Origin of the sequence: Exiguobacterium sp. s192, from assembly GCF_018618795.1 — a bacterium.
In the GTDB taxonomy this organism is placed as follows: domain Bacteria; phylum Bacillota; class Bacilli; order Exiguobacteriales; family Exiguobacteriaceae; genus Exiguobacterium_A; species Exiguobacterium_A undae.
This window is the reverse complement of sequence record NZ_JACSMS010000001.1, coordinates 750,852-774,678: the sequence shown is the minus strand read 5'-3', so window position 1 is coordinate 774,678 and position 23,827 is coordinate 750,852. Positions and strand designations below refer to the sequence as shown.

37 protein-coding genes are annotated in these 23,827 nt (G+C 47.7%); 18 read left to right on the top strand and 19 right to left on the bottom strand.

What is annotated here, in order from left to right; all coding sequences use genetic code 11:
- Nucleotides 1–7: 7 nt before the first annotated feature.
- A complete protein-coding gene (locus KNP87_RS04080; RefSeq protein ID WP_214720916.1) occupies nt 8–511 on the top strand; it encodes a DUF1572 family protein in 504 nt (167 codons plus the stop codon).
- Between the two features lie 43 nt (nt 512–554).
- Here the strand turns inward: KNP87_RS04080 and KNP87_RS04075 are convergent, their stop codons facing one another.
- Nucleotides 555–1,169 carry a hypothetical protein gene (locus KNP87_RS04075; protein WP_214720915.1) on the bottom strand — a complete coding sequence of 205 codons (615 nt, stop codon included), beginning with the start codon at nt 1,167–1,169 and terminating at the stop codon, nt 555–557.
- Nucleotides 1,170–1,262: 93 nt separating this feature from the next.
- Between KNP87_RS04075 and KNP87_RS04070 the strand changes: the two genes are divergently transcribed.
- Together KNP87_RS04070 and KNP87_RS04065 are read left to right on the top strand one after the other, a co-directional pair.
- Nucleotides 1,263–2,573, top strand: coding sequence for a right-handed parallel beta-helix repeat-containing protein (locus KNP87_RS04070; protein ID WP_214720914.1), 1,311 nt, complete (start codon nt 1,263–1,265; stop codon nt 2,571–2,573).
- Between the two features lie 118 nt (nt 2,574–2,691).
- Nucleotides 2,692–3,570, top strand: coding sequence for a helix-turn-helix domain-containing protein (locus KNP87_RS04065; protein ID WP_214720913.1), 879 nt, complete (start codon nt 2,692–2,694; stop codon nt 3,568–3,570).
- A gap of 54 nt (nt 3,571–3,624) precedes the next feature.
- Here KNP87_RS04065 and KNP87_RS04060 read toward each other — a convergent pair whose 3' ends face one another.
- Entirely contained in the window at nt 3,625–3,840 is a 216-nt protein-coding gene (locus KNP87_RS04060; RefSeq protein WP_035414132.1) for a hypothetical protein, read from the bottom strand.
- Between the two features lie 133 nt (nt 3,841–3,973).
- Between KNP87_RS04060 and KNP87_RS04055 the strand changes: the two genes are divergently transcribed.
- From KNP87_RS04055 to KNP87_RS04040, 4 genes are read left to right on the top strand one after another with little or no spacing between them, the layout of a single operon-like run.
- Nucleotides 3,974–4,162, top strand: coding sequence for a PspC domain-containing protein (locus KNP87_RS04055; protein WP_012370394.1), 189 nt, complete (start codon nt 3,974–3,976; stop codon nt 4,160–4,162).
- Nucleotides 4,163–4,187: 25 nt separating this feature from the next.
- Nucleotides 4,188–4,367, top strand: coding sequence for a hypothetical protein (locus tag KNP87_RS04050; protein ID WP_214720912.1), 180 nt, complete (start codon nt 4,188–4,190; stop codon nt 4,365–4,367).
- Between the two features lie 17 nt (nt 4,368–4,384).
- Complete coding sequence (locus KNP87_RS04045) at nt 4,385–5,206, top strand: hypothetical protein (protein WP_214720911.1); 822 nt, start codon at nt 4,385–4,387, stop codon at nt 5,204–5,206.
- On the top strand, nt 5,203–5,679 hold the full coding sequence (locus tag KNP87_RS04040) for a VOC family protein (RefSeq protein ID WP_214720910.1): 477 nt from the start codon (nt 5,203–5,205) through the stop codon (nt 5,677–5,679). The genes KNP87_RS04045 and KNP87_RS04040 overlap by 4 nt, the downstream gene beginning before the upstream one ends.
- A 48-nt stretch (nt 5,680–5,727) precedes the next feature.
- On the opposite strand, the gene KNP87_RS04035 is transcribed toward KNP87_RS04040, so the two are convergent.
- Together KNP87_RS04035 and KNP87_RS04030 are read right to left on the bottom strand one after the other, a co-directional pair.
- On the bottom strand, nt 5,728–6,243 hold the full coding sequence (locus KNP87_RS04035; protein ID WP_214720909.1) for a DUF2812 domain-containing protein: 516 nt from the start codon (nt 6,241–6,243) through the stop codon (nt 5,728–5,730).
- Entirely contained in the window at nt 6,215–6,556 is a 342-nt protein-coding gene (locus tag KNP87_RS04030) for a PadR family transcriptional regulator (protein WP_214720908.1), read from the bottom strand. Before KNP87_RS04030 ends, KNP87_RS04035 begins: the two co-directional genes overlap by 29 nt.
- Before the next feature lie 240 nt (nt 6,557–6,796).
- Between KNP87_RS04030 and KNP87_RS17325 the strand changes: the two genes are divergently transcribed.
- The gene (locus tag KNP87_RS17325) at nt 6,797–7,708 is read left to right on the top strand and encodes a methyl-accepting chemotaxis protein (protein ID WP_214720907.1); all 912 of its coding nucleotides are present in this window, start codon (nt 6,797–6,799) and stop codon (nt 7,706–7,708) included.
- Nucleotides 7,709–7,904: 196 nt separating this feature from the next.
- Here the strand turns inward: KNP87_RS17325 and KNP87_RS04020 are convergent, their stop codons facing one another.
- The 3 genes from KNP87_RS04020 to KNP87_RS04010 all read right to left on the bottom strand — a co-directional run bounded on the left by KNP87_RS04020 (nt 7,905) and on the right by KNP87_RS04010 (nt 10,299).
- Nucleotides 7,905–8,357: a GNAT family N-acetyltransferase gene (locus KNP87_RS04020; protein ID WP_483299334.1), complete on the bottom strand. Its 453-nt coding sequence runs from the start codon at nt 8,355–8,357 to the stop codon at nt 7,905–7,907.
- A gap of 132 nt (nt 8,358–8,489) precedes the next feature.
- On the bottom strand, nt 8,490–9,698 hold the full coding sequence (locus KNP87_RS04015) for an MFS transporter (protein WP_214720905.1): 1,209 nt from the start codon (nt 9,696–9,698) through the stop codon (nt 8,490–8,492).
- Entirely contained in the window at nt 9,685–10,299 is a 615-nt protein-coding gene (locus KNP87_RS04010; protein WP_214720904.1) for an ArsR/SmtB family transcription factor, read from the bottom strand. Before KNP87_RS04010 ends, KNP87_RS04015 begins: the two co-directional genes overlap by 14 nt.
- Nucleotides 10,300–10,463: 164 nt before the next feature.
- On the opposite strand from KNP87_RS04010, the gene KNP87_RS04005 reads away from it, so the two are divergent.
- The gene (locus tag KNP87_RS04005) at nt 10,464–10,883 is read left to right on the top strand and encodes an SRPBCC domain-containing protein (protein ID WP_028106254.1); all 420 of its coding nucleotides are present in this window, start codon (nt 10,464–10,466) and stop codon (nt 10,881–10,883) included.
- Nucleotides 10,884–10,937: 54 nt separating this feature from the next.
- Here the strand turns inward: KNP87_RS04005 and KNP87_RS04000 are convergent, their stop codons facing one another.
- The 3 genes from KNP87_RS04000 to KNP87_RS03990 form a co-directional block, all read right to left on the bottom strand.
- The gene (locus tag KNP87_RS04000; protein ID WP_214720903.1) at nt 10,938–12,023 is read right to left on the bottom strand and encodes a hypothetical protein; all 1,086 of its coding nucleotides are present in this window, start codon (nt 12,021–12,023) and stop codon (nt 10,938–10,940) included.
- A 122-nt stretch (nt 12,024–12,145) separates the two neighbouring features.
- Nucleotides 12,146–12,877, bottom strand: a complete 732-nt coding sequence (locus KNP87_RS03995) for an ATP-binding cassette domain-containing protein (RefSeq protein WP_214720902.1) — start codon at nt 12,875–12,877, stop codon at nt 12,146–12,148.
- A gap of 11 nt (nt 12,878–12,888) precedes the next feature.
- A complete protein-coding gene (locus KNP87_RS03990; protein ID WP_028106251.1) occupies nt 12,889–13,608 on the bottom strand; it encodes a hypothetical protein in 720 nt (239 codons plus the stop codon).
- A gap of 153 nt (nt 13,609–13,761) precedes the next feature.
- Between KNP87_RS03990 and KNP87_RS03985 the strand changes: the two genes are divergently transcribed.
- Both KNP87_RS03985 and KNP87_RS03980 read left to right on the top strand, forming a co-directional pair.
- Nucleotides 13,762–14,331 carry a PadR family transcriptional regulator gene (locus KNP87_RS03985; protein ID WP_214720901.1) on the top strand — a complete coding sequence of 190 codons (570 nt, stop codon included), beginning with the start codon at nt 13,762–13,764 and terminating at the stop codon, nt 14,329–14,331.
- Nucleotides 14,303–14,767 (top strand): DUF4188 domain-containing protein, encoded by a 465-nt coding sequence (locus tag KNP87_RS03980; RefSeq protein ID WP_214720900.1) that lies wholly within the window; start codon nt 14,303–14,305, stop codon nt 14,765–14,767. Before KNP87_RS03985 ends, KNP87_RS03980 begins: the two co-directional genes overlap by 29 nt.
- 47 nt (nt 14,768–14,814) lie before the next feature.
- Here KNP87_RS03980 and KNP87_RS03975 read toward each other — a convergent pair whose 3' ends face one another.
- Nucleotides 14,815–14,973: a DUF1272 domain-containing protein gene (locus tag KNP87_RS03975; RefSeq protein ID WP_214720899.1), complete on the bottom strand. Its 159-nt coding sequence runs from the start codon at nt 14,971–14,973 to the stop codon at nt 14,815–14,817.
- A gap of 150 nt (nt 14,974–15,123) precedes the next feature.
- Between KNP87_RS03975 and KNP87_RS03970 the strand changes: the two genes are divergently transcribed.
- The 4 genes from KNP87_RS03970 (at nt 15,124) to KNP87_RS03955 (ending at nt 17,127) form a co-directional block, all read left to right on the top strand.
- A complete protein-coding gene (locus tag KNP87_RS03970; protein WP_214720898.1) occupies nt 15,124–15,567 on the top strand; it encodes an Lrp/AsnC family transcriptional regulator in 444 nt (147 codons plus the stop codon).
- Nucleotides 15,564–16,325 (top strand): phosphotransferase, encoded by a 762-nt coding sequence (locus KNP87_RS03965; protein WP_214720897.1) that lies wholly within the window; start codon nt 15,564–15,566, stop codon nt 16,323–16,325. The genes KNP87_RS03970 and KNP87_RS03965 overlap by 4 nt, the downstream gene beginning before the upstream one ends.
- Before the next feature lie 111 nt (nt 16,326–16,436).
- Nucleotides 16,437–16,646: a helix-turn-helix transcriptional regulator gene (locus tag KNP87_RS03960; RefSeq protein WP_239456920.1), complete on the top strand. Its 210-nt coding sequence runs from the start codon at nt 16,437–16,439 to the stop codon at nt 16,644–16,646.
- Nucleotides 16,639–17,127 (top strand): DUF6773 family protein, encoded by a 489-nt coding sequence (locus tag KNP87_RS03955; protein WP_214720896.1) that lies wholly within the window; start codon nt 16,639–16,641, stop codon nt 17,125–17,127. The genes KNP87_RS03960 and KNP87_RS03955 overlap by 8 nt, the downstream gene beginning before the upstream one ends.
- 61 nt (nt 17,128–17,188) lie before the next feature.
- On the opposite strand, the gene KNP87_RS03950 is transcribed toward KNP87_RS03955, so the two are convergent.
- Nucleotides 17,189–17,392 carry a putative periplasmic lipoprotein gene (locus tag KNP87_RS03950; protein WP_214720895.1) on the bottom strand — a complete coding sequence of 68 codons (204 nt, stop codon included), beginning with the start codon at nt 17,390–17,392 and terminating at the stop codon, nt 17,189–17,191.
- Nucleotides 17,393–17,498: 106 nt separating this feature from the next.
- Nucleotides 17,499–17,876 carry a M50 family metallopeptidase gene (locus KNP87_RS03945; protein WP_214720894.1) on the bottom strand — a complete coding sequence of 126 codons (378 nt, stop codon included), beginning with the start codon at nt 17,874–17,876 and terminating at the stop codon, nt 17,499–17,501.
- 102 nt (nt 17,877–17,978) lie between these two features.
- Here KNP87_RS03945 and KNP87_RS03940 point away from each other — a divergent pair, with 102 nt between their 5' ends.
- The gene (locus KNP87_RS03940) at nt 17,979–18,683 is read left to right on the top strand and encodes a serine aminopeptidase domain-containing protein (RefSeq protein ID WP_214720893.1); all 705 of its coding nucleotides are present in this window, start codon (nt 17,979–17,981) and stop codon (nt 18,681–18,683) included.
- A gap of 49 nt (nt 18,684–18,732) precedes the next feature.
- Here KNP87_RS03940 and KNP87_RS03935 read toward each other — a convergent pair whose 3' ends face one another.
- The 5 genes from KNP87_RS03935 to KNP87_RS03915 all read right to left on the bottom strand — a co-directional run bounded on the left by KNP87_RS03935 (nt 18,733) and on the right by KNP87_RS03915 (nt 22,007).
- On the bottom strand, nt 18,733–18,912 hold the full coding sequence (locus KNP87_RS03935; RefSeq protein WP_028106243.1) for a hypothetical protein: 180 nt from the start codon (nt 18,910–18,912) through the stop codon (nt 18,733–18,735).
- 23 nt (nt 18,913–18,935) lie between these two features.
- Complete coding sequence (locus KNP87_RS03930; RefSeq protein ID WP_214720892.1) at nt 18,936–19,283, bottom strand: DUF2200 domain-containing protein; 348 nt, start codon at nt 19,281–19,283, stop codon at nt 18,936–18,938.
- Between the two features lie 119 nt (nt 19,284–19,402).
- The gene (locus KNP87_RS03925) at nt 19,403–20,581 is read right to left on the bottom strand and encodes a hypothetical protein (RefSeq protein WP_214720891.1); all 1,179 of its coding nucleotides are present in this window, start codon (nt 20,579–20,581) and stop codon (nt 19,403–19,405) included.
- A 31-nt stretch (nt 20,582–20,612) separates the two neighbouring features.
- On the bottom strand, nt 20,613–20,852 hold the full coding sequence (locus tag KNP87_RS03920; protein WP_026832944.1) for a hypothetical protein: 240 nt from the start codon (nt 20,850–20,852) through the stop codon (nt 20,613–20,615).
- A gap of 156 nt (nt 20,853–21,008) precedes the next feature.
- Nucleotides 21,009–22,007, bottom strand: coding sequence for an NADP-dependent oxidoreductase (locus tag KNP87_RS03915; protein ID WP_214720890.1), 999 nt, complete (start codon nt 22,005–22,007; stop codon nt 21,009–21,011).
- A 137-nt stretch (nt 22,008–22,144) separates the two neighbouring features.
- Between KNP87_RS03915 and KNP87_RS03910 the strand changes: the two genes are divergently transcribed.
- Nucleotides 22,145–22,384 carry a hypothetical protein gene (locus KNP87_RS03910; protein WP_251135398.1) on the top strand — a complete coding sequence of 80 codons (240 nt, stop codon included), beginning with the start codon at nt 22,145–22,147 and terminating at the stop codon, nt 22,382–22,384.
- A complete protein-coding gene (locus tag KNP87_RS03905) occupies nt 22,381–23,178 on the top strand; it encodes a phosphotransferase (RefSeq protein ID WP_214720888.1) in 798 nt (265 codons plus the stop codon). Before KNP87_RS03910 ends, KNP87_RS03905 begins: the two co-directional genes overlap by 4 nt.
- Nucleotides 23,179–23,190: 12 nt before the next feature.
- Here the strand turns inward: KNP87_RS03905 and KNP87_RS03900 are convergent, their stop codons facing one another.
- Nucleotides 23,191–23,718: a shikimate kinase gene (locus tag KNP87_RS03900; protein ID WP_214720887.1), complete on the bottom strand. Its 528-nt coding sequence runs from the start codon at nt 23,716–23,718 to the stop codon at nt 23,191–23,193.
- Nucleotides 23,719–23,827 lie beyond the last annotated feature (109 nt).

Here is a 23,827-nt window from a genome sequence, read left to right as displayed (position 1 = left end):
GAATGAAATGGCTTTTGAAGAAGTGTATTTGACAGCAATTCAAGCGAGGTTCCGGGCCGTCCGCGAACCGGCGGAGCAGGCACTCGGTTGGCTGAACGAAGAACAGTTTCATCAGACACTGGCACCGGATACGAACAGCGTCGCGTTGTTGATCCAGCATATGACAAACAATATGACCTCACGCTGGACCGACTTTTTGACGACAGACGGGGAAAAGCCGGATCGTAACCGGGACGCCGAGTTTGTCGATCAGGGTCATGACAAAGAGACTTTACTGACACTGTGGAACGACGGCTGGCAACTCGTCGAATCAACGCTTGCTTCCTTGACACCAAACGATTTGGAGCGGACCGTTTTGATTCGCGGTGAACCGCATCTCGTCGTCGACGCGATTGAACGGCAGCTCGCGCATTATGCCTATCACACCGGACAGCTGATTTTTTTGATGAAAATCCTGCTTGGACCGGACTTCAAACCATTGACGATCCCCTTGCCGCATCAGCGGCACTGAACGAAACAGACCTGCCTCTTTTTACGAAGAGACAAGTCTGTTTTTATAAAGTATTGTCACTCGAACCGCCGACAGGAGTTGTCGACAAAGAAATCGTAAAAATACTTTCCCCTTTTTTAAGCTTTACGCTTTGAGGAGTCTGAATGTCATTCATCTCATTTCCTAACATCGTGGAACGGATGCTGGATTGTTCAAGCATCAATACTTGATAATTGGATTGACGAAGAGATTTTTCCCGAAAGGAAACGCCGTTTATTAAAAAATCTTTGAGATCATCCGACTCTATAGACCAGTCATGCATCGTACCGTCTAACTCATACGTATAAGACCGATATCCTTTTGTCGTATCAAACAATTGTCCGAGTTTCAGTTTTTCTCCGTCATATTGACCCGGTTTAATGGTTTCGGAAAACCAGATTTTTTGTTTCCCGGATGGAAGATATTCGGTCCCGGTCAGGTAAAGCGGACTCTTGGATTGACCGGACATTTTATAAACGACCTCGTTCTTAATTGAATCAGATGGCTTTTGGGACTCATCCAGTTCGAGCGTCAACGGCAGTTCCGTCGGTTTGACGACTTTTTTCGGTACAGCTTCTTCCGAGCTGCAACCGGCGAGTAAAAGCGCCGATAGTGAACAGACGAGCATTTGTTTCAACATCCACTTCACGTCCTTTGTATGTAAATAAGATAAGTGTAAAAGGATTGGATGTTATTTACAATCAGAAAAATGTTCAAGGAAAGGAAGATTTACGTGAAAAAACGATTTATTCTTTTGCTGTCGCTCGGACTGTTCGGCTGTTCGGCGACATGGAATCAAGAACCGGCGGAGTCGACAGCTGCCAAAAAAGTTCTGTATGTCGCCCCGACCGGTAAGGATACGAATGCCGGTTCAATTAAACAACCGCTGAAAACGCTGAAACGAGCCAGTCAGCTCGCGAAAGCCGGCACGACGGTGTACCTCCGCAAAGGAACGTTCACGGAAGCGTTGACGATCAAGCACAGCGGGACGAAACAAGCACCGGTCGTTTTCCGGAATTATCAAAAGGAGAAAGTGGTGTTAAGTGGGAAGAATTTGAAGCAAAAAAACGGGGACACGACACTCGTCCGGATCGAAAATCGACAGTACGTGACGATTCAAGGACTGGTGGTCGCAGACATCGCGACGACACGAACCAATGAGACGCCGATTGGGATGTTTGTCACCGGCACCGGGCGGAACATTCAATTGATCGAAAATCAGGTCCGTCGGATCAAGACGAACGCCAAAGACGGCAACGCCCACGGGATTGCGATTTATGGAACCGGTCGGCTGAAGCAGATCACCGTCCGGGGAAATCGGGTCGAAGACAACCGGCTGGGCGCAAGCGAAGCCTTGGTGCTGAACGGCAACATCGATGGATTCTCCGTCACGAACAATATCGTTCGGCGCAACGATAACATCGGGATCGACTTGATCGGTTATGAAGGTGTCGCGACGAATCCGGCCGAGGATTATGCGCGGAACGGGACGATTGCCGGGAATGTTGTCTCCGACAGCTCAAGCTATGGCAATCCGGTCTACGGCAAGGAGTACAACGCAGCCGGCATTTACATCGACGGTGGGAAACGGCTGACGATTGAAAATAATACCGTCGAGCGGAATGATATCGGCATCGAAGTGACGAGTGAACATGCGGGGAAATACGCAGAACAAGTCACGGTCCGCGGCAATGTGATCCAACAGAACCGGTTTACTGGCATCTCGATCGGCGGCTACGACAAGAAGCGGGGCGGAACAAAAGACGTCCGGATTACGGACAATCAGGTGACTGGGAACGATACGATCGGACTCGAAGGCGGTCAACTGTTGGTCCAGCACGATGTCCGGGATAACCGGATCGAGCGGAATACGTTCACGACGGGACCGGACAATCTGTTCGTCGCTCATTTTTTTAAGACAAGCTCCGGCAATCAATTTGAACAGAACACCTATCGCTTGGCTAAAGGAACAGCGAAGCGCTGGATTTGGCAGGACCGGGAATACCGGACCCGATCGGCGTTTGAACGGGCAGTCGAAAAATAAACGGGAAAAGTCGACGGATTGTCGACTTTTTTTGCGAAAAGACCGCAAAAAATATCAAAATAAATCACGCATACACGATTACAATGAATATAGAAACAAGGAATGGGGGGAAGTTCCCATGAAGGAACAGGATTGGCGGGAAACCATGCGTTACATCGAGGCACATCTGTACAAACAAGATTTAATGGAGCGGTTGCCTGCTTCTGTACAGTATTCTTATTTTCACTTTGGAAGACTGTTTAAAAAACGGATTGGACAGACGATAGGGGAGTACATTCGGATCAGACGTGTGACGGACAGCGCACGAATCTTGCGGACGACAGACAACGAGATTTTAGATCTTGCGCTTCATTGTGGCTATCAGTCGCAAGAAGCCTTTACCCGTGCCTTTAAAGGACAATACGGATTACCGCCACGGCGCTATCGCCAAATCATGAGTACATTAACCGATAAGGAGAGACGGCATATGCAAACCAATCAACCAACAGGATGGTTCTTGAGCGGGACCGACACTGAAGAATATCAGTTTGAAATGGACTCGGATATCGTACATCAAGGAGTTCAGTCCGGAAAATTAAGCCACATGTCCAAAAAGAAGGCGAAAGGTAAATTCGCGACAATGATGCAAAGCATTCAGGCGGTCGATTACCGCGGGAAACGGATGATGTTCGCCGGTTTTCTAAAGACGGAGAAGGCAGGACGGGCGGGTGCATGGTTTCGGGTCGATGATATCAGCGGTGATCCGCTACAGTTTGATAATATGTCCGGCCGTTCATTGCATGATTCAACCGACTGGACATATTGCGCCATTGTGCTGGATGTTCCAGAAGAAGCCTTGTCGCTTCACTTCGGTTTTTTACTCGAGGAAGCAGGAACAGTTTGGGCGGACTCATTTTCTTTTCATGAAGTTGAGCGTAGTATTCCAACAACGAACCAACTGGGTCAAACGTCGTTACCGCGTACACCGGTCAATCTGACATTTGATGAAAGGGAATAAAAAAAGACGTTACTTTCCGAAGGGGGAAGTAACGTCTTTTTAGGGTGCATCTTCTCAAGAGTTATACCCGAGGAACAGCGTAAAAAGCAGTAAGCCGGCTGAAACGACAATGCAGACTAAACAAACGATGGTCGTAAACAGACGCAGCGGCATCGACAAGGCAAGACGTCTTTTCCATACCGTAAAGACGACGACTGCACTTCCCATCATCAGTAATGCGAGAATCGTGACCGGAACGGCTCGCTCTTGGAGTAAATACCAGATATCCATCTCATCGTTCCTTTCTAGCGAATGCTGGTTCGATGAGATTGCCCCTGCAAACCAGTCGCTGTTACGTTATACTAATTATTGTAACATATGGATGATTAATCCAACATACGATCAGAGAAAGAAGGGGAGACGATTGGCACAATCATTACGCAGATCAGCGACGGACCGATCGATTCAAGGGGTGTGCGGCGGACTCGCGGAACACTTCGGTATCTCGTCATTGGCCGTCCGCCTGATTTTCATTGTCATTCCGCTTCCGATCAATTTAATCATTTACATGATTCTCGCAAACGCGATGGCGGATGCGCCAAGAACATTGTAGCACCATATTTGAAGGGGGGATCAATATGAGGACCTCAAATCTGATGATCCGCATCTTGATGATTGTATGCGGCGCCTTAGTCGGCTTGAGCATTGTGTATGCTGTAACAGGAACGTTCGACGGCAGTGTCTTACTCGGATTTATGATTGGAGCGGTCATTTTCGCACTGATTTATTATACAGTGATGCGTCTCAGAAAACAGTAAACACAGGGGGGAATTTGATGCAGTACTTGATTTGTACGACGTGCGGGGTACAGATGGATGAAAACATGACGCGGGACGACATCTGTCCGATTTGTACGGATGAGCGGCAATACGTCAATCCGAACGGTCAGTCGTGGACAACACTGTCGGACATGATTTCGTCCGGGACGTATCAGACGACGGTGACAGAAGAACAAGCGGGACTTCAAAGTCTGGTCACGACGCCGAAATTCGGGATCGGACAGACGGCTTATCTTGTAACGGGAACAAAACGGATTCTTTGGGATTGCGTAACCTATCTCGATCAGACCGTTATCGATGCAGTAGGTCAACTCGATGCGATGGCGTTATCGCATCCGCATTATTATGCGACTCAGGTCGAATGGGCGGAAACATTTGATATCCCGCTGTATATTCACGAAGCGGATCAAGAGTGGGTGACACGACCGAGTAAACAGATCGTCTTCTGGTCCGGCGATCAACTCGCGTTAAGTGAGGATGTCATCTTACACCGGATCGGCGGTCATTTTGACGGGGCGACCGTTCTCGAATGGACGACCGGGAACGACGGTCGCGGGATATTACTGACGGGAGATATCGTCCGTGTCGTCGCCGACCGGGCGTGGGTCAGCTTCATGTACAGTTATCCGAACCTGATTCCGTTACCGGCAACGACCGTCGCTGAAATGGCGTCCGCCTTAAAAGACGTCCGCTTTAATCAAATCTACGATGCCTTCCATAAAATCGTCGTTACGGATGCGAATGCAGCCGTCGCCCGTTCGGCAAGCCGCTATATCGAGGCGTTGAACGGACACGTCAAGGAACGTGAACGGCGATGATTCTTGGCCTATATGAAGCACACCTGCCCGTCCGCGACTTACAGCGGTCCATTGTGTTTTATACAGGACTCGGATTGAAGCTTGATCACATCGTGGATGAAAAAATCGCCTTTCTCTGGATTGTCGAAGAGCAGAGCTGGCTTGGTCTCTGGCAAGCGGACCAAGTCGAGTTGCCGTATCATCCGTCGATCCGGCATATCGCCTTTCACGTCTCGCTCGACGGCTTACGTGAATCGGTCCGTTGGCTGACGGAACGTGGTTATACGTCACGTAAAGCGTTTGGTTTTGAAGGAACGGAACCGTTCGTCATGCCGATTGCCCAGCATGCCCATGCGAAGATTCATTTTAATGATCCGGACGGCAACAGTCTCGAGTTCATTACGAAGCTCGACAATCCGCTCGGCGAACAGGAGTATATGTACTTAAGTGAATGGGAACGAGTATTGAACGAGCAAGGTTATGCCTTGAAATAAGCAAAACCTCTTCGATTTATAATAAAATCGAAGAGGTTTTTTTTGGTGTTAGAGCGACCGTAGATGCTTTTTAGTCCGGTAGATGATCGAGAAAATCGCTACAATCAATAGAACTTCAAGGACGGCGAATCCGATCATCACCGAAGCAGTCACAGGATGCGTCATTTCTTGTCCGATATTTGGGATTAAAAACAAGGACAGCATCGAGATCAGTAAAAACAGTAGGGTGATCCAATACGTTTGGAGTTTCTTTTCTAAGTAGCGTTTGGTCGAGCTTGTATCCGTAAACAATTCAAAGGATTCTTCGGTACCGGCTTTCCGGTAGTATGCCCAAAAAGGATTGGCATGAACGATTTCGACACCTGTTTCTTCTAAAAAAGCGAAGTACTCAGAACGGTTTGGCCGTTGAGTAATCATTTCATTCCGGTACGTATAGACCGTATCTTCCCGTTCGAACGTGTAGACGAACGGAGAAAACTTCGTCAGTTGCCAGCCTTGACGACTCATCTCATTGACCCAACGTTCTTCCGTTTCATCATTTAGGTAAAGTTTGAATTTTTTCATCAGTTGCTCCTTTAAGTAAGTCGTTAGCATGCTGTAATACTTGCGACAGACGGGCTCGTTCTGCCAAACATACTTCATAGCCGTTTGTTGTCAAACCATAAATTTTCTGGCGACCGGCTTCTTCGACAATTTCAATCCAGCCTTTTTCAAGTAGATTCTTTAAGACCCCATACATCGTGCCTGGTCCCATCCGGACACGACCGTCCGTTAATTGTTCAATTTGCTGCATCATCGCGTATCCGTGTTTTGGTGTCGTCAACGAAAGCAAAACATAATACGTACTCTCGGTCAAAACTGATGTATCGTTCCTCAATGTATCGCCTCCCGATATAAATGATACATGATTGGAAATAAGTTGTAAAGCATGAAAAAATAATCCCAAAAAAGACCTCTTTTGAGAAAGGGGTCAATGTTTTTCTTAAATTGAGCAGATTGATTTGAAGCAGAAATGGGACTTGTTATGATAAATGGCAAACAAAAACGTTTTTCTATAAAATAGTTTCGTAACTAAATGGATGAAATTTGAAATGATGACCTGAAGGAGATTAACCACGTGACGACACCTCAACTAACAAACCCAACCCTTGCTTCTGCTGATATTCTGGAAGCCCTGACCCACGATGTCGCAATGATTCGTTTTGACACACAACGCCGGGTCGTTGATGTCAACGACTTGTTCGCGAAGACGATGAAGTACAAACGCGATGAGATGATTGGCATGCACCACCACCTGTTTTGCCGAGCGGATTTTGCAAACAGTGAGGCGTATCAGAAATTATGGAGCAAACTGCTGGCCGGTTTCAGCTCGGCTGATAAAATCGAACGGATTGACGCCCGTGGCGACTCGATTTGGCTGGAGGCGACCTATATGCCGGTTTATGAAGCAAACAAAGTCGTCGGCGTCGTCAAGATTGCTTCTGATATCACGGACCGGCAAGAAACCATCCAGGAGTATGCGACGTCTTTTGCCGGCATCGCAACGGATCTGGATGCCCGCTCCGTGCAAGGTAAACAGGAAAGCCGGCAACTCAAACAAACGATCGAGAAGATGGCGGATGATGCCAAGGAAAATTTACGGACCTTAACGAATCTGCAGGAACAGTCTTCCGAGATCACAAAAATCACCGGGACGATTAAAGAGATTGCCGCCCAGACCAACTTATTGTCGCTGAACGCCTCGATCGAAGCAGCACGCGCGGGTGAGCACGGAAGCGGCTTTAACGTCGTCGCGACGGAAGTCCGTAATCTCTCAAAACTCGTTGAACTCGCCGTCATCAACGTCCGCGACACGACGGAACAGATGAACAAGGAACTGGAGCGGATTCAACAGGGCATCACACGGGCAAATATCGATGCCTCGTCCAGTGTCTCCGTCATGGAAGAGACGTTGCAACGGTTCGAGACCGTCAGTGAGTCGGCGCATGAACTGAATGAAACGGCAAAAAAATTCACGACAGTTATTTAAACGCAAAAGTCATGCCCTAAGCTCGGACATGACTTAATACTGAAGACAAGATGGTGGTTATTCTCTTTATCGAGAAGCGCCACTTTTTTGTCGCTTCGAATCGTTTTTCTGGGACAAACTTCATTGCACCAATTACTCCTTCTGTGTTCCATTCATCATAGACGACGAGTTGTTCTAGAGGAGTATAGAAAGACTCTTATAAGTCTTGTGATAACCGAATCATATCTGTGCACCGGATACCGTTTTCCATAATGTCTTCTTCGTAATGCCGCAAGAAGAAATTTAGATCAACTCCAACAATCCGAAATCCACATTTTTGATAAAGTGCCAACTGACCAATGCTTGAATTGCCTGTCCCGATTTCAATGGTTGTGTAGCCCATCGCTTGCGCGGTTTGGATTGCATGTTTTAAGAGATATTTTCCGACGCCGTTGCCTTGATACTTCTCGTCTACTGCAATGTTTACGATTTCGATCGTTTGCGGTCTCGTGGGTAGGAGCACATGCACCCCAATCAGTTGACTCCTTGTTTCAGCTACGAAACAACGACCTCTCTTTACATATTCTTCGACTAGTTTCTGAGACGGGTCCGCTAATAGCAAAAGCTCCATCGGAGGATTCTCATGAGCTGACAGTTGACAGATGTTTATATTCATACAGGCATCCTCCTCACGGATTAGTTTTGTTTCAATGGGTCATGATTCTTCGGTGCTGTTTATTCATTTCGACAAGTTAAAGTCATATCCCCCTGAAACGGACGGGACATGACTTTTTTGACGCGTTCACCGAATCCGAACGAAGGCAGCACACACCACAAAAACGATACCGCAGCCGCATAACAAGAGAATCTGTTCGAGACGGACATCAAATGACAGCGAAAGAGACAAGGCCGCATAAGACAATGGAACCAAGCCGTTTGACGAGGCGTTGACAAGGCTCATGACCCGTCCCATCATCTGTGGCCGTGTCGTCGTTTGAATCGTCGTCAATATCAGAACATTGATGATGGAGGAGATGCCTCCCATTGTCAGCAGCAGCAGAACGCCTTGCCAGACGTGTTCGATTTGTCCGAGTAACCCAAGACCGACTCCAAGCAGACCAATCAACGACAGCAACAGGCGAAACGACTGGTTGATTGAGTGATTGAAGCCGATCCAGGCAGCCCCAAGCAGCATGCCGAGCTGATACGCACCTTGGAGATAACTCAGATCAAGGGCTTCACCCAATAAAACCCGGTCGACCAACAGGGGAATCCCCATCAGCAAAGGACCAAAAAAGAAGAAGTTGATGATAATCAGCAGGAAGAGGATCCGTCTTAAGTACAGGTCGGATAACACATAATGAAATCCTTGCACGAGCTCAAGCCAAGCGGAGGTCCGAGTCGGATTGTCGACGGGATGTTCGCGAATGAAAAGGGTACAGAGCGATGCGAGCAAAAGAAACAGTGCAATCGTCAAAAATATGAAGTGAAACGAAGAAAAGGTCAGCAGTACGCCGCCGAGCAACGGGCCGGAGAACAACGCCATCTGATTGGAGGTTTGAAGAATTGAATTGGCCCGTGTCAGATTTTCTTTCGAAACGAGAAGGGGCAACAGGGACGCACTGGCAGGGGAGAAAAACGCATCGATACAACCGAACGTAAAAGCAAATACAGCGAGTGGAACGATCGTCAACAGCTCGAAGTGATAGACGGACAGCAACAGCAGAACAAAGGCGAACCGCAGCAGACTGGAATAGCGTAAAATGATTGATTTCTTGAACCGATCGGCAATCACGCCACCCACCACCATCAAGAATATCCGCGGCAACAATGTCAGCATCAAGACGAGACCTAAATAAGCATCAAGTTTCAAGACGCGGAGGATATACCATTGCTCGGCAAATAAGTAGGTCGATAAGGCGAGGAAGGAACAGGTGCTGGCGAGCCAAAGCGCTCGAAACGAACGGTTCCGCAAGAGCGGGTGATGCGTTTTTGGCTCAGTCGCCTGCATGTCCTCCCTCCTCATCCTCTTGAACTAAAGGTGCGTCAATCTCAAACGCTGTCGCCATCACGTAATATAACTTCTTGTCCGCTTCGGATGAAGGCTCCTGTTCGATGTCCTGCAACAGTTCCCGGTACCGTTTTGTAAACGTCAAGAATTGCTGAGGTGAAAGTCGCAGTTCTTGTTGGAACGACAGGCTTTCCCAGTCCTCTACGTCAGAGGAACGCGGGGCAAACGAGCGGTCAGGCGCCGTCAAGACACGTGTTTTCGCCCGGTCAAGCACCTCGACATAAGACTGGCGTGTCGCTTGTTTCGTCTCGACAAGATTCAGGAGATGATCAGCCGGAATGAATCCGCGGGCGACCGCCTGATAAAACTTCAATACATTTCCGCCTCGGACTTCTTCCTCGACGAGTTGAATCAACTGATACTTTTCGAGTTCCCGCAGATGATACAAAATCTTTGCCCGGGAGACGTCGAGTTTTTGAGCCAATTGCTGACCGGTATGTGGCTGTTCAATCAGATGCATCAGCATTTTTGTCCGCATCGGATCACTGATGACTTTGAGTTGGTCGTACTGTTCGAGAATCAAAATCGCCTGCTGTTCCATTATTAACACTCCTTTTTATTAACCGGTTAACTTTTATTAACTGTAAAGTTAGTATACCTGAATGATTGACAAAATAAACCATTTTTCTTAAAAGAAGGATTTGCTCAGTTAAAGCAGAACGTTAAACAAAGAACAGATTCTGAACTTACAGAGGAGTGATTCACATGAACCATGCTCAAGAAATTCAAATCCAGACCGTAATCCAACGTCCTGTCGCCGAAGTCTGGACGTATTGGACGGAACCGGAACACATCAAAGCCTGGAATGCCGCCTCCGATGATTGGCATACGACAGAAGCGACGAATGATGTCCAGGCAGGCGGTCGTTTTTCCAGTCACATGGCGGCAAAGGATGGAAGTGTCGGCTTTGATTTTTCCGGCGTCTACCTAGAGGTGATTCTTTATGAAAAATTAGCGTACACGATTGACGACGGACGCCACGTGACGATTCTGTTTACGGCGAATGGTGATGAAACGGAAGTTGTCGAAACATTTGAAGCGGAGTCGACGAATCCGCCCGAAATGCAACAAGCGGGCTGGCAGGCGATTCTTGACCGTTTTAAAGCGTACGCGGAGCAACAGTGAATGGAAGGAAGACGACAAAACCCGTTCCATGACAGGACGGGTTTTGTGTTTTCCTTATTTTTTGAGTTGTATGAGGTGGAAATGTAATGTTCCGTCATCCCGGACCACACTGTAACCGAGTCGACCGTTCGTGAAAACCGGTTTCGAATACTCGCCTTCCTTGTCCGTCAGCGGAACAACCGTCCCGTTTATCAGGTCCGCATAAAGGAGTTGATGCTGTTCTTCCCGGAAGACGACATGATCGGCTGACAGGAAACAAAAGGCATCAACCAGATCATACGGTTCCGGTGTCGTATAGTAATATGATGTCCGGTTCGACCCATGCGACTGGAACAGAGCGTTTCCTTCCGCACCCGTTGCGAGATAGTGCCGCCCATAAGCAAAATCAAGCGGCATCGTGGCTTTTTTGATCGTTTTTCCGGAAAGTGTCGTGTAGGCGGTCGTTTTCTCATCCGCTTTGTACGTGGTTTGATCGAGAAGAATTCCGCCGTCTCCGTCCCTGAGATGTTGCGCATATGCTCCGGTCCGGGTTGCTGTTTCCTTCAATGTCAGTGTTTTTTGTGTCGTGACGTACCCGGTCGCTGCATCATATTTTTGGACGAGCGACTGTGTCTGACGGTTCTTTTTCATATGTTTGATCCAGGAGACATGCGTCGCTGTCGTCTGCAAATCCGGGTAAAAATGCTCCGGCTCGGTTCCTTGATCCAGTTGTTGGATGGAACCGGTGGCTAAATCCATGGTCTCCAGTGTCCATGTGCTGTCATTCGCATGATCTTGATAACGGATCCAAAATAACTGCCGTCCGACACCGACCAGTTTGTAAATGGATTGCTTCGTCGTATACAATTTTTGCAGCTTTTGATCCGTTAAGGAATAACGAAAAATGAGGCTGTTTTTCTCATTTGAGGCGTAAAAATACAAAGCGGTTTCATCGATGTAGCTCGGACCGGACAGGTAAGGATACCGCTGATGGACAGCCGTTAAATCGTAACTGTTGCTTTGTCCGAGCGGCGAAAATGTCTCACTTCGGAGCAATTCTTTTGGTGCTGGAACCGGGGGCGTTGGTTCCGGTTCCGGTTGACTGCATCCTACAAGCAGCAGGACAAGGCTGAATAAGCTGACTTTTAAAAGATAAGGCATAGCAAAAAAAACTCCCGTTCTGTTTTAGGAAAATGAAAACTCTATTAGTGTATAGCGAAACGAATTCATTGCCCTAAAAAAGAAGAGGAGCTTACAAGAATGTAAGAAAAAACACGATCCCATTAAGGCATCGTGTTGGCACGTTCCGGTTCAGTTGCCAGGTCAAGCATTTTTGTGAACGCGACGTCCGGATCGGTCGTTTGAAACGTCTGTAACCAGTCCTGAAAATCTCCTTCATAAACAATCGACCCGTCATGCAGGAAAATGACATGCGCATCCGTGTGCAATAAGTCATGCAGCTGATGAGTCGAAAACAAACAGGTCCGACCGTCGGCAATCAACTTTTCGAATCGGCGCATGATGTGCAGGCGGGTGGCGGGATCCACACCGCTCGTCGGTTCATCAAATATGTACAATGCGCGGGGGATCGTCGTCAACAACGTGACGAACAACCATTTCTTTTCGCCAGCCGACATCTTCCCGACCTTCATTTGCCAGAGATGATGGAATAAATCGATTTCGCGTCGGCTCTGTAACGAAGCACTGTAGGTCGTTTGTTTTTTAAAATCAGTGAGTTGGGCGAGCCGGCCGATGAAATAGGCGACGTCTTTTCCCTTTAATTCATCGGAATAATAGATGGATTGCGTCAGATAGAGGATATCGGATTGGTCCGGCAGGGTAATGTCACCTGCCTGCGGACGCAAAGCACCCGTCATACAGTCAAATAAAGTGGTTTTCCCGGAGCCGTTCATGCCAATCAACACATTGAGCTTGTTTGGTTGTAGCGTAAACGTCACGTCATGTAATAACGCATGGGACTTTGGATAAGCAAATTGCAGGTGTTGAACAATCATGGGTTTCCTCCTTAACGGGTCAAGATGGACAATAAGTTAAAACGTTTGATGGCGAAAAGACCGCTCAGCAGATAAAGAATCAGCGCCAACAGCAAAGTCAGTCCGTCGACTGACACATCGAGGTCTTTGAAAAAGTGAAGGATCTCAAACGACAACTGACGGATCGTATAAAACGGATTTAAGTAACTGAACCACTGCTCGCTTTGGCGGGTCGACACTAAAAACAACGGGTACATGACGATGTTGGCAAGTGTCGCCATGCTGGAGATCTTAAACGGCACAAGTGTCAGCAATGTACTTGCGAAAGCGAGCGGCAGGCTGCCGAGCAGGACGAGCAGGGAAAGTCCAATCAGTTGAAACGAAAAGAATCCTGTTACGAGCGACACCGTCACCGTAAAAAAGACGAGACTGACCGCGGCGAACACGACTTGGACAAGGATCATCGCAAGAATACAGCTCAGCTTATCTCCGGAAATCATGATATAGGTTTTCATCAACCCTCGTTCCCGCATCCGGGCCAGTTGGAGTCCGATTCCGTTCAAGTACGTCGATAAGATGATATAGCCCCAGAACAGCGGGATGAAGGACAGGAAGTCGGCATATGTAAAGTCATTTTGGGTGCCATACGCCAGTGCGAGCACAAGCGGCAGTCCGATTGTCCACAAAAAAGGAATTTTATCCGTCACCATGATTTTTAAATACAGGATGAAGTAACTTTGAATCGCGTGCATCACGTACCTCCTTTGTTAATAATTGTAAATAGGGTAACATACTTGATGAAAGAAATGAAATCAACCGTTAAAAATTCTGGATATTCGTTTAGTAACTGAAAGACCGGGAATATATATCTAAAAGATACTATCTAAAAGATATAGGAGAAACCGATGCCAAAAGAAAACATGACCCGGTATGCGATTTTAGGGTTACTTGCGAGCGGCTGTACGTCAGGCTACGAAATGAAGCATACGATTGATACAAGTCTCAATCATTTTTGGAAAATCAGCTTCGGACAGGTCTATCCGATGCTGAAGACGTTGGCGCAGGAAGGATTAATCGTTGAAGAAACCGGAGAAGGGGATGACCGGAAGACCTTTGTTCTGACACCGGACGGAGAGGCCGACCTCAGACGCTGGGTCGAGGAGCCGACGACCGAACTGCCGGTCCAGCGGAATGAACTGTTACTGAAACTCTATTTTGCTCGTCATGAGTCAAAAGAAACGACGATTCAAAAAATCGACCAGCATGCCGCTCTGCTCCGTGAACGGTTGGAGACGTACCACATGATTGAACGAACGATTCGTGCCTATCCTGAAACAAACGAAGCGGTGTATTGGCTGTTGACGCTCGATTACGGTAAACGAAAGACACAAGCTTTGCTCGAATGGTGTGCTGCGTCGATTCAGACACTTGAAGGAGGAAAAGACGATGAAACGCGTGATCGCGACACCGAATGAAGACGTCGTCGTATTTATCATCGGGTTACGGATCAACCGTCTGCGAGCGGTCCGGAAATGGTTACCGGCCGTTCAGGCGATGACACCGATGATCAAGGAATGTTATGAGCAGCAGGTTGGTTTGTTGTCGCATGAGATGCTCGTCGGTTGGCGGTCAGTCACGTTGATTCAGTATTGGCGTTCCTCCGACGCTCTGATTGCCTATTCGCACGGCAACCGTCACCTGACCGCGTGGAAACAGTTTAATCAGTCGGCCCGTGCAAGTCATGCCGTCGGGATTTTCCATGAGACGTTTGAAATCAGCAACTACGAGACGATGTATGTCAATCTGCCGACGCGGGGACTGGCAAAAGCGGTCGGAGAAAGTACGATTCAGAAACATCAGGAACAGGCGAAGGACCGGCTGGCAGAACGCAAGGTGTCGACACGTGAATAACGAACGAAGGGAGCGGATTCCAATGATCCGCTCCCTTGCTGTATGTATTACCGTTCTACCTGGACTAATGTTTCTCCGCAATTTTGACAAATCGAATTCATCGTCTCGGTACACTCTTTGCAAAAGGTACAGTTGTGCGAACAATGATACGTTTCCTGACCTTCTTCAAATGTTTCCGCACAGCGGGTGCAATTTGTTGCCTGCATGTCGTTCACCTCACGTCTCGTTTGATCTGTCTTAATTGTACGAAAGAAAAACGGGACCGGACAGCTGGTTTTGTTTGTTTTTCAGTAGCTTCACCTGAAAATGAATGGTAATTTTAAGATATGTCTTCATAATATTAGGAGGTTTTAAAAATGGACGAAATTGATTACGCAATTATCCGGACGTTGCAGGCAGACGGGCGGATGTCCTGGACGGAACTCGGCAAAACGGTGGGTCTTTCGACGCCTGCAGTCAACGAACGCGTCAAGAAACTCGAGGACCGCGGTGTCATCGAAGGGTACCGCGCCGTCATGAATCCCGTTGCGCTTAAAAAAACAATCATGGCGATTTTGATGTTCGAAGATACGCGATGCGACGCGTTTATCACGTTTTGCAAAGATCACCCGGATGTCGTCGAGTGCCACCGGCTCGCCGGAACGTTTAACTTCATGGTCAAATTGTATACGCCGTCGGTCGAGACACTGGAAACGTTTATCGATGCCTCGATGAAGTACGGTAAACCGTCGACCTGGATCCGGTTGTCGTCACCTGTTGCGTTTAAGGCGTTTACGGTCGGGGATGGAGTGCTGATATGAAATGTGTTATCAGGCAACGGATCGAGCAACAAGTCGGTTTGATCTATTCGATCCATCCCGTTGCCGTGCAGGGGGGAACAGCCATCGTCTACTATGTGAAAACGTTAGACGGCACCTATATCCTCAAGCAGGCAAGCTTACCTCGATACCGCGAGTGGTTGGCGCAGGAAGCGACAGTGATGCAGACGTTCAAGTCACAACATATCATTATTCCGACGTATATTGATTATATGGAAGACGAGCAACAGGATTATTTATTGATGTCATACATAGCAGGTGAGACGTTGACAACGGCACTGGCGAATGCTTCCGAACTGCAGCGTCTTGAGCTGATTCGTGCATTTGGACGGTTCCTCAGACAGCTTCATACGAGGGAGACTAGCTCCACCCATTCTTCAAAAGACTGGCTGAATAAACAGCTGCTTCAAGCCGATCACTATATTAAACAGGGATGGACAAATGGTTCGCGCGAGTTACTTAACGCATTATTCACCAAGCAGCCGGAACCTGTTCCGGCGACGCGGATACACGGAGATTGTACGACGGACAATCTGTTGGTCCGAGACAATGAAATCGTTGCATTTATCGATGTAGCCGGAATGACGGTCGGCGATCCCCGCTACGATGAAGCCTTGGCGACACGGTCTTTTCGAAAGGATGTCCAGATGCTTGATGCGTTCTATTCCGGATATGGATTTTCACCAATCTCAGAAGAAACATTCCAATATTTCGATGACGGATTATATGAATTTTATTAAAAAGTAAATCATAGAATCAGTTTATGATCAGAAGAATGTCATTTATACATTGCATATGTTAACTATATATGACATACTGAAAAAGGAAAATCTTTGAAGTAGGTGAGTAACATGAGTCCAAGCATGAGTCCGATGAAATCAAAACGAATGGAACAAGGATGGACGCAACAACAATTGGCCGATCGTGTGAAGGTGACACGTCAAACTATTGCCCTGATTGAAGCGCGTAAATTTAATCCGAGCCTGAAGCTGTGTCTTGAGATTGCCCATGCGTTGCACACTGATTTAAATACGCTATTTTGGGAGGAAGCCGATGAATAAGTTAAAACAATGGTTAGGGATTGAAACTGTAGCGGATGAACGGACACAGATGAAGGAGTTGCTGGCGTTTCATCAGGCGGGACTGTTTATCATCGTCCTGGCGATGCTTGACCTGATTGTCCGGGGATTCATTTTGGACCGTCCGGCTTCACATTGGGGAGCCAGTCTCGTCTATGTCATCGTCTATGTTTTTTATGCGTTAGCGAAGATGGCAATGGAAGGGATTTATGATACGGAAGTCGATGACGAACGCAGTTTCAAGAAGAAAATGAAACAACATTTTTGGACACACCTTACCGGCGGTCTCTTTTTTGCAATCGTCATGCTTTTCCTGCGTGGGATGCCGGAGACGTTAAATGACTGGCTGAGAGTACTGGTGACATTCGTTGTCGTAATTGCATTCTTACAACTGTACGAGTGGATCTTCACAAAAATCTCATTACGCCGGACACAAAAAGAACTGGATCATTCCGATTCTTAAATCAATACAAAATAGCGGCTGGTTCCTGATTTGTCTAGGAGTGGCCGCTATATCTTTTACATCAGGTACAACACTTTGTCGCTTGATCGACCTGATCTTGCGGGATCAGTAATTGGTCGCCCTTGACTGTAAACTCAATGTCATTGGCTTTTAGTCGTTCCATTTGAGCCGGTGTATTTTCACCCCACGGAACGGTTTTCGGTTGCTCGGAAGAAGCACATCCGACGAGCAGTAGACTACTTGCAAACAGCAATGGTTTTAACATGAACTCCACTCCTGTCAGGATATCCGTTGATTTTTGTTGAAAAACAGTTGCTTCAACTGCAGTCCGTCGCTTGGAACACCACTAGTCAAGCGAATGGGAATCAGATTTAACAGGACGAAATGACTGACATCTGAATGAAGGGCAGAGCCAACAGTTGCATAATTGGGCTTGGAAAGAGCTGACTTAGAATAAAAACGAATACACCACCGATAAAGTTGGCACCAACTCCACCGAGTAACATCGCTGCTCGTTGTCCGCGACGGCGCGGAATCTCTGACGGGTGAGATTGGTAGAGTCCCTCCCAAAATTGCTTTCGGGCGACGGAAAAATGACCGATGCGTAAGAAGGGTTCGCCTTTCCCGATCGAAACTGATTTTAGCCTCAGACCAATCAGGCGGCCGACGATCGCATGCCCGTATTCGTGCAGAATCAGGCTGGGGAAGTAAAAGCAAAACATGATCAGATTGAACCAGAGTAAGTGCATGTTTCTCCTCCTCTCGTTCACAAACATAACAAAAAATGGATAATTCATGCAACTTACATAGTTGTAATCAATTTACATCTAAATCGAAAAAGAGACATACAGATGCGCACATTAAATGATTCCGTTCTGTCGATCCGGACATATCCAGCCAAACATCAAAAATACCGTAAAACGATTTGTTTATATCATGGCTGGGGATCAAGTGTTACCAAATACGAGGAATTTGCCGGTATGCTTGCTGATAAAGGATTTACCGTCATTGTACCGGAACTCCACCTGCATGACAGCCGTGATGCGTTAGCAACGTATTTTAACTCGGGCGTCGTCGAACGTCACTTTTGGGAAGTCGTGTTTCAAAGCATCAAGGAATCGAGCACACTCGTTCAGCAACTGAACGTTCCAAGAGAGGACATCATTTGGCTTGGTGTCTCGATGAGAGGATTCATCGCAAGCGGTGCTGCTGCTAAACACAACGGCAGCGCAGGGGTGATTAACATCAACGGGTCCGGCTCCTTCCTCTTTTCGGAACAGCTTTTCCGAAGCCGTGACAAAAGAGACGATTTAACGGTAGAAGAAGAACGACGCTTACGGGCGTATGATCCTGTCTTACAAAAACAGTCTACACCAACGTTATTCGTACATGGACAACGCGATGCAGTCATTCCGATTGAAACGCAAGAACACTATGTCCAACAGTCTGTTGGAACGAACAATAATTTGACGTTTTTCAAATATCCATTCATCAACCATACCGTGTCGGATCAGATGATAGCGGACACCTTGCTTTGGTTGGAGGAACGTTTTTAACGAGAATAGACAGAAGAACCGGACACCTGCCTGAGGTGTCCGGTTTTTTTTAGTACTGAGTGATCAGAAGTGACGCCGTACCGAAGATAATGATCAACGACGTAAAGACCGCTTTCGTGCGGGGAGAAAGCGGGATGCCTTCTTGTTTTTTCTGAAAATAGACATAGCCGTAAACACCGCTCATTAACATCGTGACGAGAGCGAAGAGTGAAGCAATGGTAGTCAGCATACGATGTTTTCCTCCTTCAATTCTTACCGTAAGATTTTTTCGAACGTTTTTCCTTTTGCCAGTTCATCAATCAACTTGTCGAGATAGCGGATTTCCCGCATCAACGGATCTTCGACATTTTCGACCCGGACGCCGCAGACGACACCTTTGATTAACAATCGCCGTTCCTGCATGTCCGGCGCCTCCGCAAAAAAGGCTTCGAATGTCGTCTGATCTGTTGTCAGCGTTGCGAGTTGTTGCTCGGAGTAACCGGTCAGCCAGCAAATGATCGTATCGACTTCCTGTTTCGTCCGACCCTTGCGTTCCGCTTTTGTCACGTAATGCGGATAGACACTCGAAAACGCTGTCGTGTACAACCGATGTTTCGTCATCGTATTTCCTCCTCATGACTAATTATTACCAAAAGTGTAGCATACGGAACGCTCGAAATGGACCCCTCCGGACAAAACAAAGACCGTCCTTTTCACACGAAAAGAACGGTCTTAACCAATCATTTTTTTAAATCGATGACATGGAATTCAATCTGTTCGTCGTCCGATACCCCATATGCGAGCTTCCCGTTGACATGAATCGGTTTGGACGTCGTATCGGCCATTTCCGTCAAGGGAGCAACGGTGCCGCGCGCAAGATCGGCGTACCAGAGTCGCGTCATACTCTCCCGGAAAATGACCCGATCAGCCGCTAAAAAGCGGAATGCATCAACCGTCAACCGGTTGTCCGACGGTTTGAACTGGTACCCCGGTTGTCGTCCTTTCTTAGGCATGAAGAGAGCGGAGCCTTCTTCGCCGATTGCAACATACTTTTTATTGTGTTCAAAATCAATCTGTCCGTTCATTCGTCGGCTGAATGCACCGTCAAACGTCTCGAGCGTCGGCGTTTTATGACCGTTCTTAAACGTACTTGTATGCAAAATCAGCCCGGCATCGCTCCGGCGGAAGTCAAATGGGTACTGTCCATTCCGTTTTTCGCCTTCTTTTAACATATATTGCTGATGGATGATGATGGCGTCTTCCGCGACATCAAACGACTTGAGGATGGTTTTCGTTCGGGTCGGTGTCGCTTCATGCGTCATCCAGGATACCCGTTTTGAGGACGCATCCAGATAAGGAATCGCCGTGTCATAACGGCTGATGCCTTGATCAAGCGTATTGATTTTTTCCGTCTTCAAGTCCATCAAGCGAATCGCCCATTTTTGTCCGGACTTGGTTTGATTGTATTCGACCCAAAACAGGTAATGCGACACTCCGGTCATCATACCGATCGTCCGGTTGACCGTATGCAGCACTTGGTTATCGTTCGACCCTTGGCTGTAGCGGTAAATGTAACTGTTAATGGTTGTATCACTCGTTTGTTTAACGTGCGTATAGTAGATCGATTGCTGATACAGATAGTCCGGAGCAACCAGGACGTTTTGACCGGCAAAAAACGACGATAAATTGTATGTCTGATGTGTTCCGAGCGAAATCTGGTCTGTCTTTTTCTTCAGCGGCACATATTTTCCATAGTCGGACAAAGGGGCACTGACCGGTTCGAGATTTGGCGTCGGCTCAGCCACCTGCGGATCTGCCTTGATTTTCGACGGTTGCTTGGCTGAATCAGAATCGGTACATCCTGCGGTGAAGACGAGCGACACCATTAAAGCTGCCGTAAGAGCTGTTTTCCAGTGCATGATCTGTGTCTCCTTTTAGTCGAAGTGGTCATCATCTACGGTTTTGTTTTCTTCTCCAACGCATCGAGACCAAAAAAGCGGAAATTCCGGACATCACAATCAGATACAACAAAAAGACGAAGGCGAATTCGCCGTAATCTTCAAGACTGTTGAATGGATTTTCTGTGATGAACGGCTCAGGTAGAATCCCGATCAAAAACAGCGGAATGAACAGCAGGAAAAACCGTTTCCAAAAATAATGCTTGTACGGGGTGCCGGTACGTATGTCCATCTGTTTGCTCCTTCCGTTTAATAAAAGTTGACATCCTTTATTTTACATAATAGCTTATTTTATACTTCGCTTGAGAGTCGGATTTAAATAAAACATCAATACAAAAACAGTCAATAAACACCAGTATGTCCGGTGTTTATTGACTGTTTGAACGGTTTATTTGATTTTTAAGACGACTTTTCCTTTGGCCCGACCGGACTCAGAATACTCGAGCGCCGCTTGGGCATCTTCAAACGGATACACCCGGTCGATGATCGGTTTGATTTGTCCACTCTCGATCCATTCCGTGATGTGTTCGAGTTGTCGACCACTTGGTCGCATGAACAAAAACGTATAGGTGACATCATATTTTCGTTCAAGAAGTGTCTCGCGGAGCGTCAACAGTCTAAATAATGACGTCTTGAGAAAACCGGACCGGTAGGACTTACCGAACCGGCCATTCGGCAGTCCGGAAACCGAGACGATGTGTCCACCCGGACGGACAACCTTAAACGACCGTCGGAGTGTCTCGCCGCCAATCGTATCGTAGACGCCGTCATAATCGTGCAACAGGTCCTCGAAGGCTTCTGTCCGGTAATTAATGATTTTATCGGCCCCAAGTGACTGGACAAGCTCATGTCCGGCGGGGCTTGCCGTCGTTGCGACATATAGTCCCATTGCCTTCGCCAGTTGGATCGCAAACGTTCCGACGCCTCCGGCACCGGCGTGAATCAAAACTTTTTGTCCGGGTGTCAGCTGCAGAATGTCATGTAACGCCTGATAGGACGTCAAGCCGACCAGCGGAATCGACGCCGCTTCCTCAAACGAAAGTGTGGCTGGTTTCAAAGCGAGCATCTGTTCATCGATTGCGATGTATTCAGCAAACGTGCCGATCCGGTTCTTCTCGGCACGACCGTAAACGGCATCCCCGATTTGAAACTTCGTAACGGCAGAACCGATTTCCGTCACGACACCGGAAAAATCATTGCCGAGAATCAACGGGAACTGATAGGGAATCAACAGTTTGACGTTCCCGTCCCGAATCTTAAAATCAACTGGATTGATGCTTGCGGCATGAATTTCGACGAGCACATCATGGGGATTGACCTGCGGACGGGGCTGTTCTGTAAGTTCAAGCGGGACGTGACCGTATTGTGTGATGGTCATGGCTTTCATAAATATCGACTCCATTTCCTGACTTTTCTATCCCTTAGTCTACCAGTTGGTGAGACCGGCGAACACTTTGAGTGATTGATTCAGACATGATAAGCTAAATGAAACAGGAAAATTTTAGGTCGTAAGGGGATGGAATGATGAGTAAGACAGGTGAACGCTTGTTACGAATCTGGATTCGTGTCCCGCGGTTCATTAAACGGATGATTCCGCTCAGTATCACGCTGTATGTCATCGGGATGATAATCACGAACGGGGTTGACACGTTGTGGCATTTTGACTTCTCGTTGGTCAAAGGAAGCGATCTTGTCATCAGTTTAGTCGGGGCATCGATTCTCGTCACTGCACTGAGTCAACGGAAAGGGGAGGATACCACATGACACAACCTGAGCGGGAAGAACAATTGACGGGCGGGAATGTCTCCGACGTCTCACGGATCGGGGATACAGTCAGACGCGAACAAAAACCGGACAGTGAACGGATTCATCGGTTGTTACACCATCTTGAGAAAAGAGGGTTTACAGGGAGTCCACGGTTTTTAGGGATTGACGCACAAAATCGGGAAATCGTCTCGTACATTAAAGGCGAGGCCGGGAATTATCCGCTCGAGCCATACATGCGCTCGGATACCGTTTTGGAAGAAACGGCACGCCTATTACGTGCTTATCACGAAGCCGTCGCGGATTTTCGAATCCCACCTGATTGGCCACCGCTCGACGGAACACCCGAGCCACTTGAACTGATTTGCCATAATGATTTTGCCGTCTATAACGTCATTTTTCAAAATGAACGGCCGATCGGCATCATCGATTTCGACGTCGCCGCCCCGGGACCACGGATTTGGGATATCGCGTATACGATGTATACGTTTGTTCCGTTAAGCCGCCATCAAATGACGGAAACAGGGGAGCCTGTGCTCTATGATCGAATCACAGATCAGGAACGCATCCGGCGGCGAATCGAATTGTTTTTGACGGCTTACGGAAAACCAGACATAAAAGCCGCCTTGTACGAAACGGTGTTGCTCCGTATCCAGGCACTGATTGCGACGATTCAGCGGAAAGCAACGGAAGGCGAAGAAGCCTTTCAGCGGATGATTGAAGAGGGACATGTCACGCATTACGAACGGGAACTCGATTTTCTGACACGGGAGGGAGCCGATTGGTTTCGGTAAGTATACGAAAATTCACAGTGCGGTTTGCAGTTGCTGATAGGCGTGTCTGATTTGCCTGTAGATCTCGTCCGTCGGTAACGCCGCATCGATTTCAATGACAGGAGAAGCGGATTGTTCCATTTGCAGACGGTGTTCGGCTAGCGTCCCAATCATCGCCGGATCCGTCGCCGTCAGGTACGTGCTGCACCAGTCGAGAAATGCATTCGTTCCCGTGAAATCAGGATACCGTTCTTGTTCCCGCTGGATTAAACGGTTCATCCGTGTCGTTTCATCCAAGCGTAAAAAGACAAGCAACTCCCGGTTGTCGAAGCCGGTCGGATTCCACGAAAAGACGGAACCGGAGACGACATACTGTCGATGGTTTTCAATATCCGGTGTATATAAGGCATACCGCTCCGCGACCGATCGTTTTTCGGTAAATGTTTGATCTTTCCACAAATAATGATCGCTGTCGATCCAGGGGATACTCTCTTGTTGCCCGATCCACTTGCCGAGCGTGCTTTTCCCGGTACCGGAACCACCGATGATTTGAATACGCATGTTTCTGACCTCCTCTAAGGTAGATGAATGTTTTGCAGGAACCTTCATATTACCTTATTCTATCGTCCGAAATAAGGGAGTGGACAAACAGATCGGAAACCGAACAAGA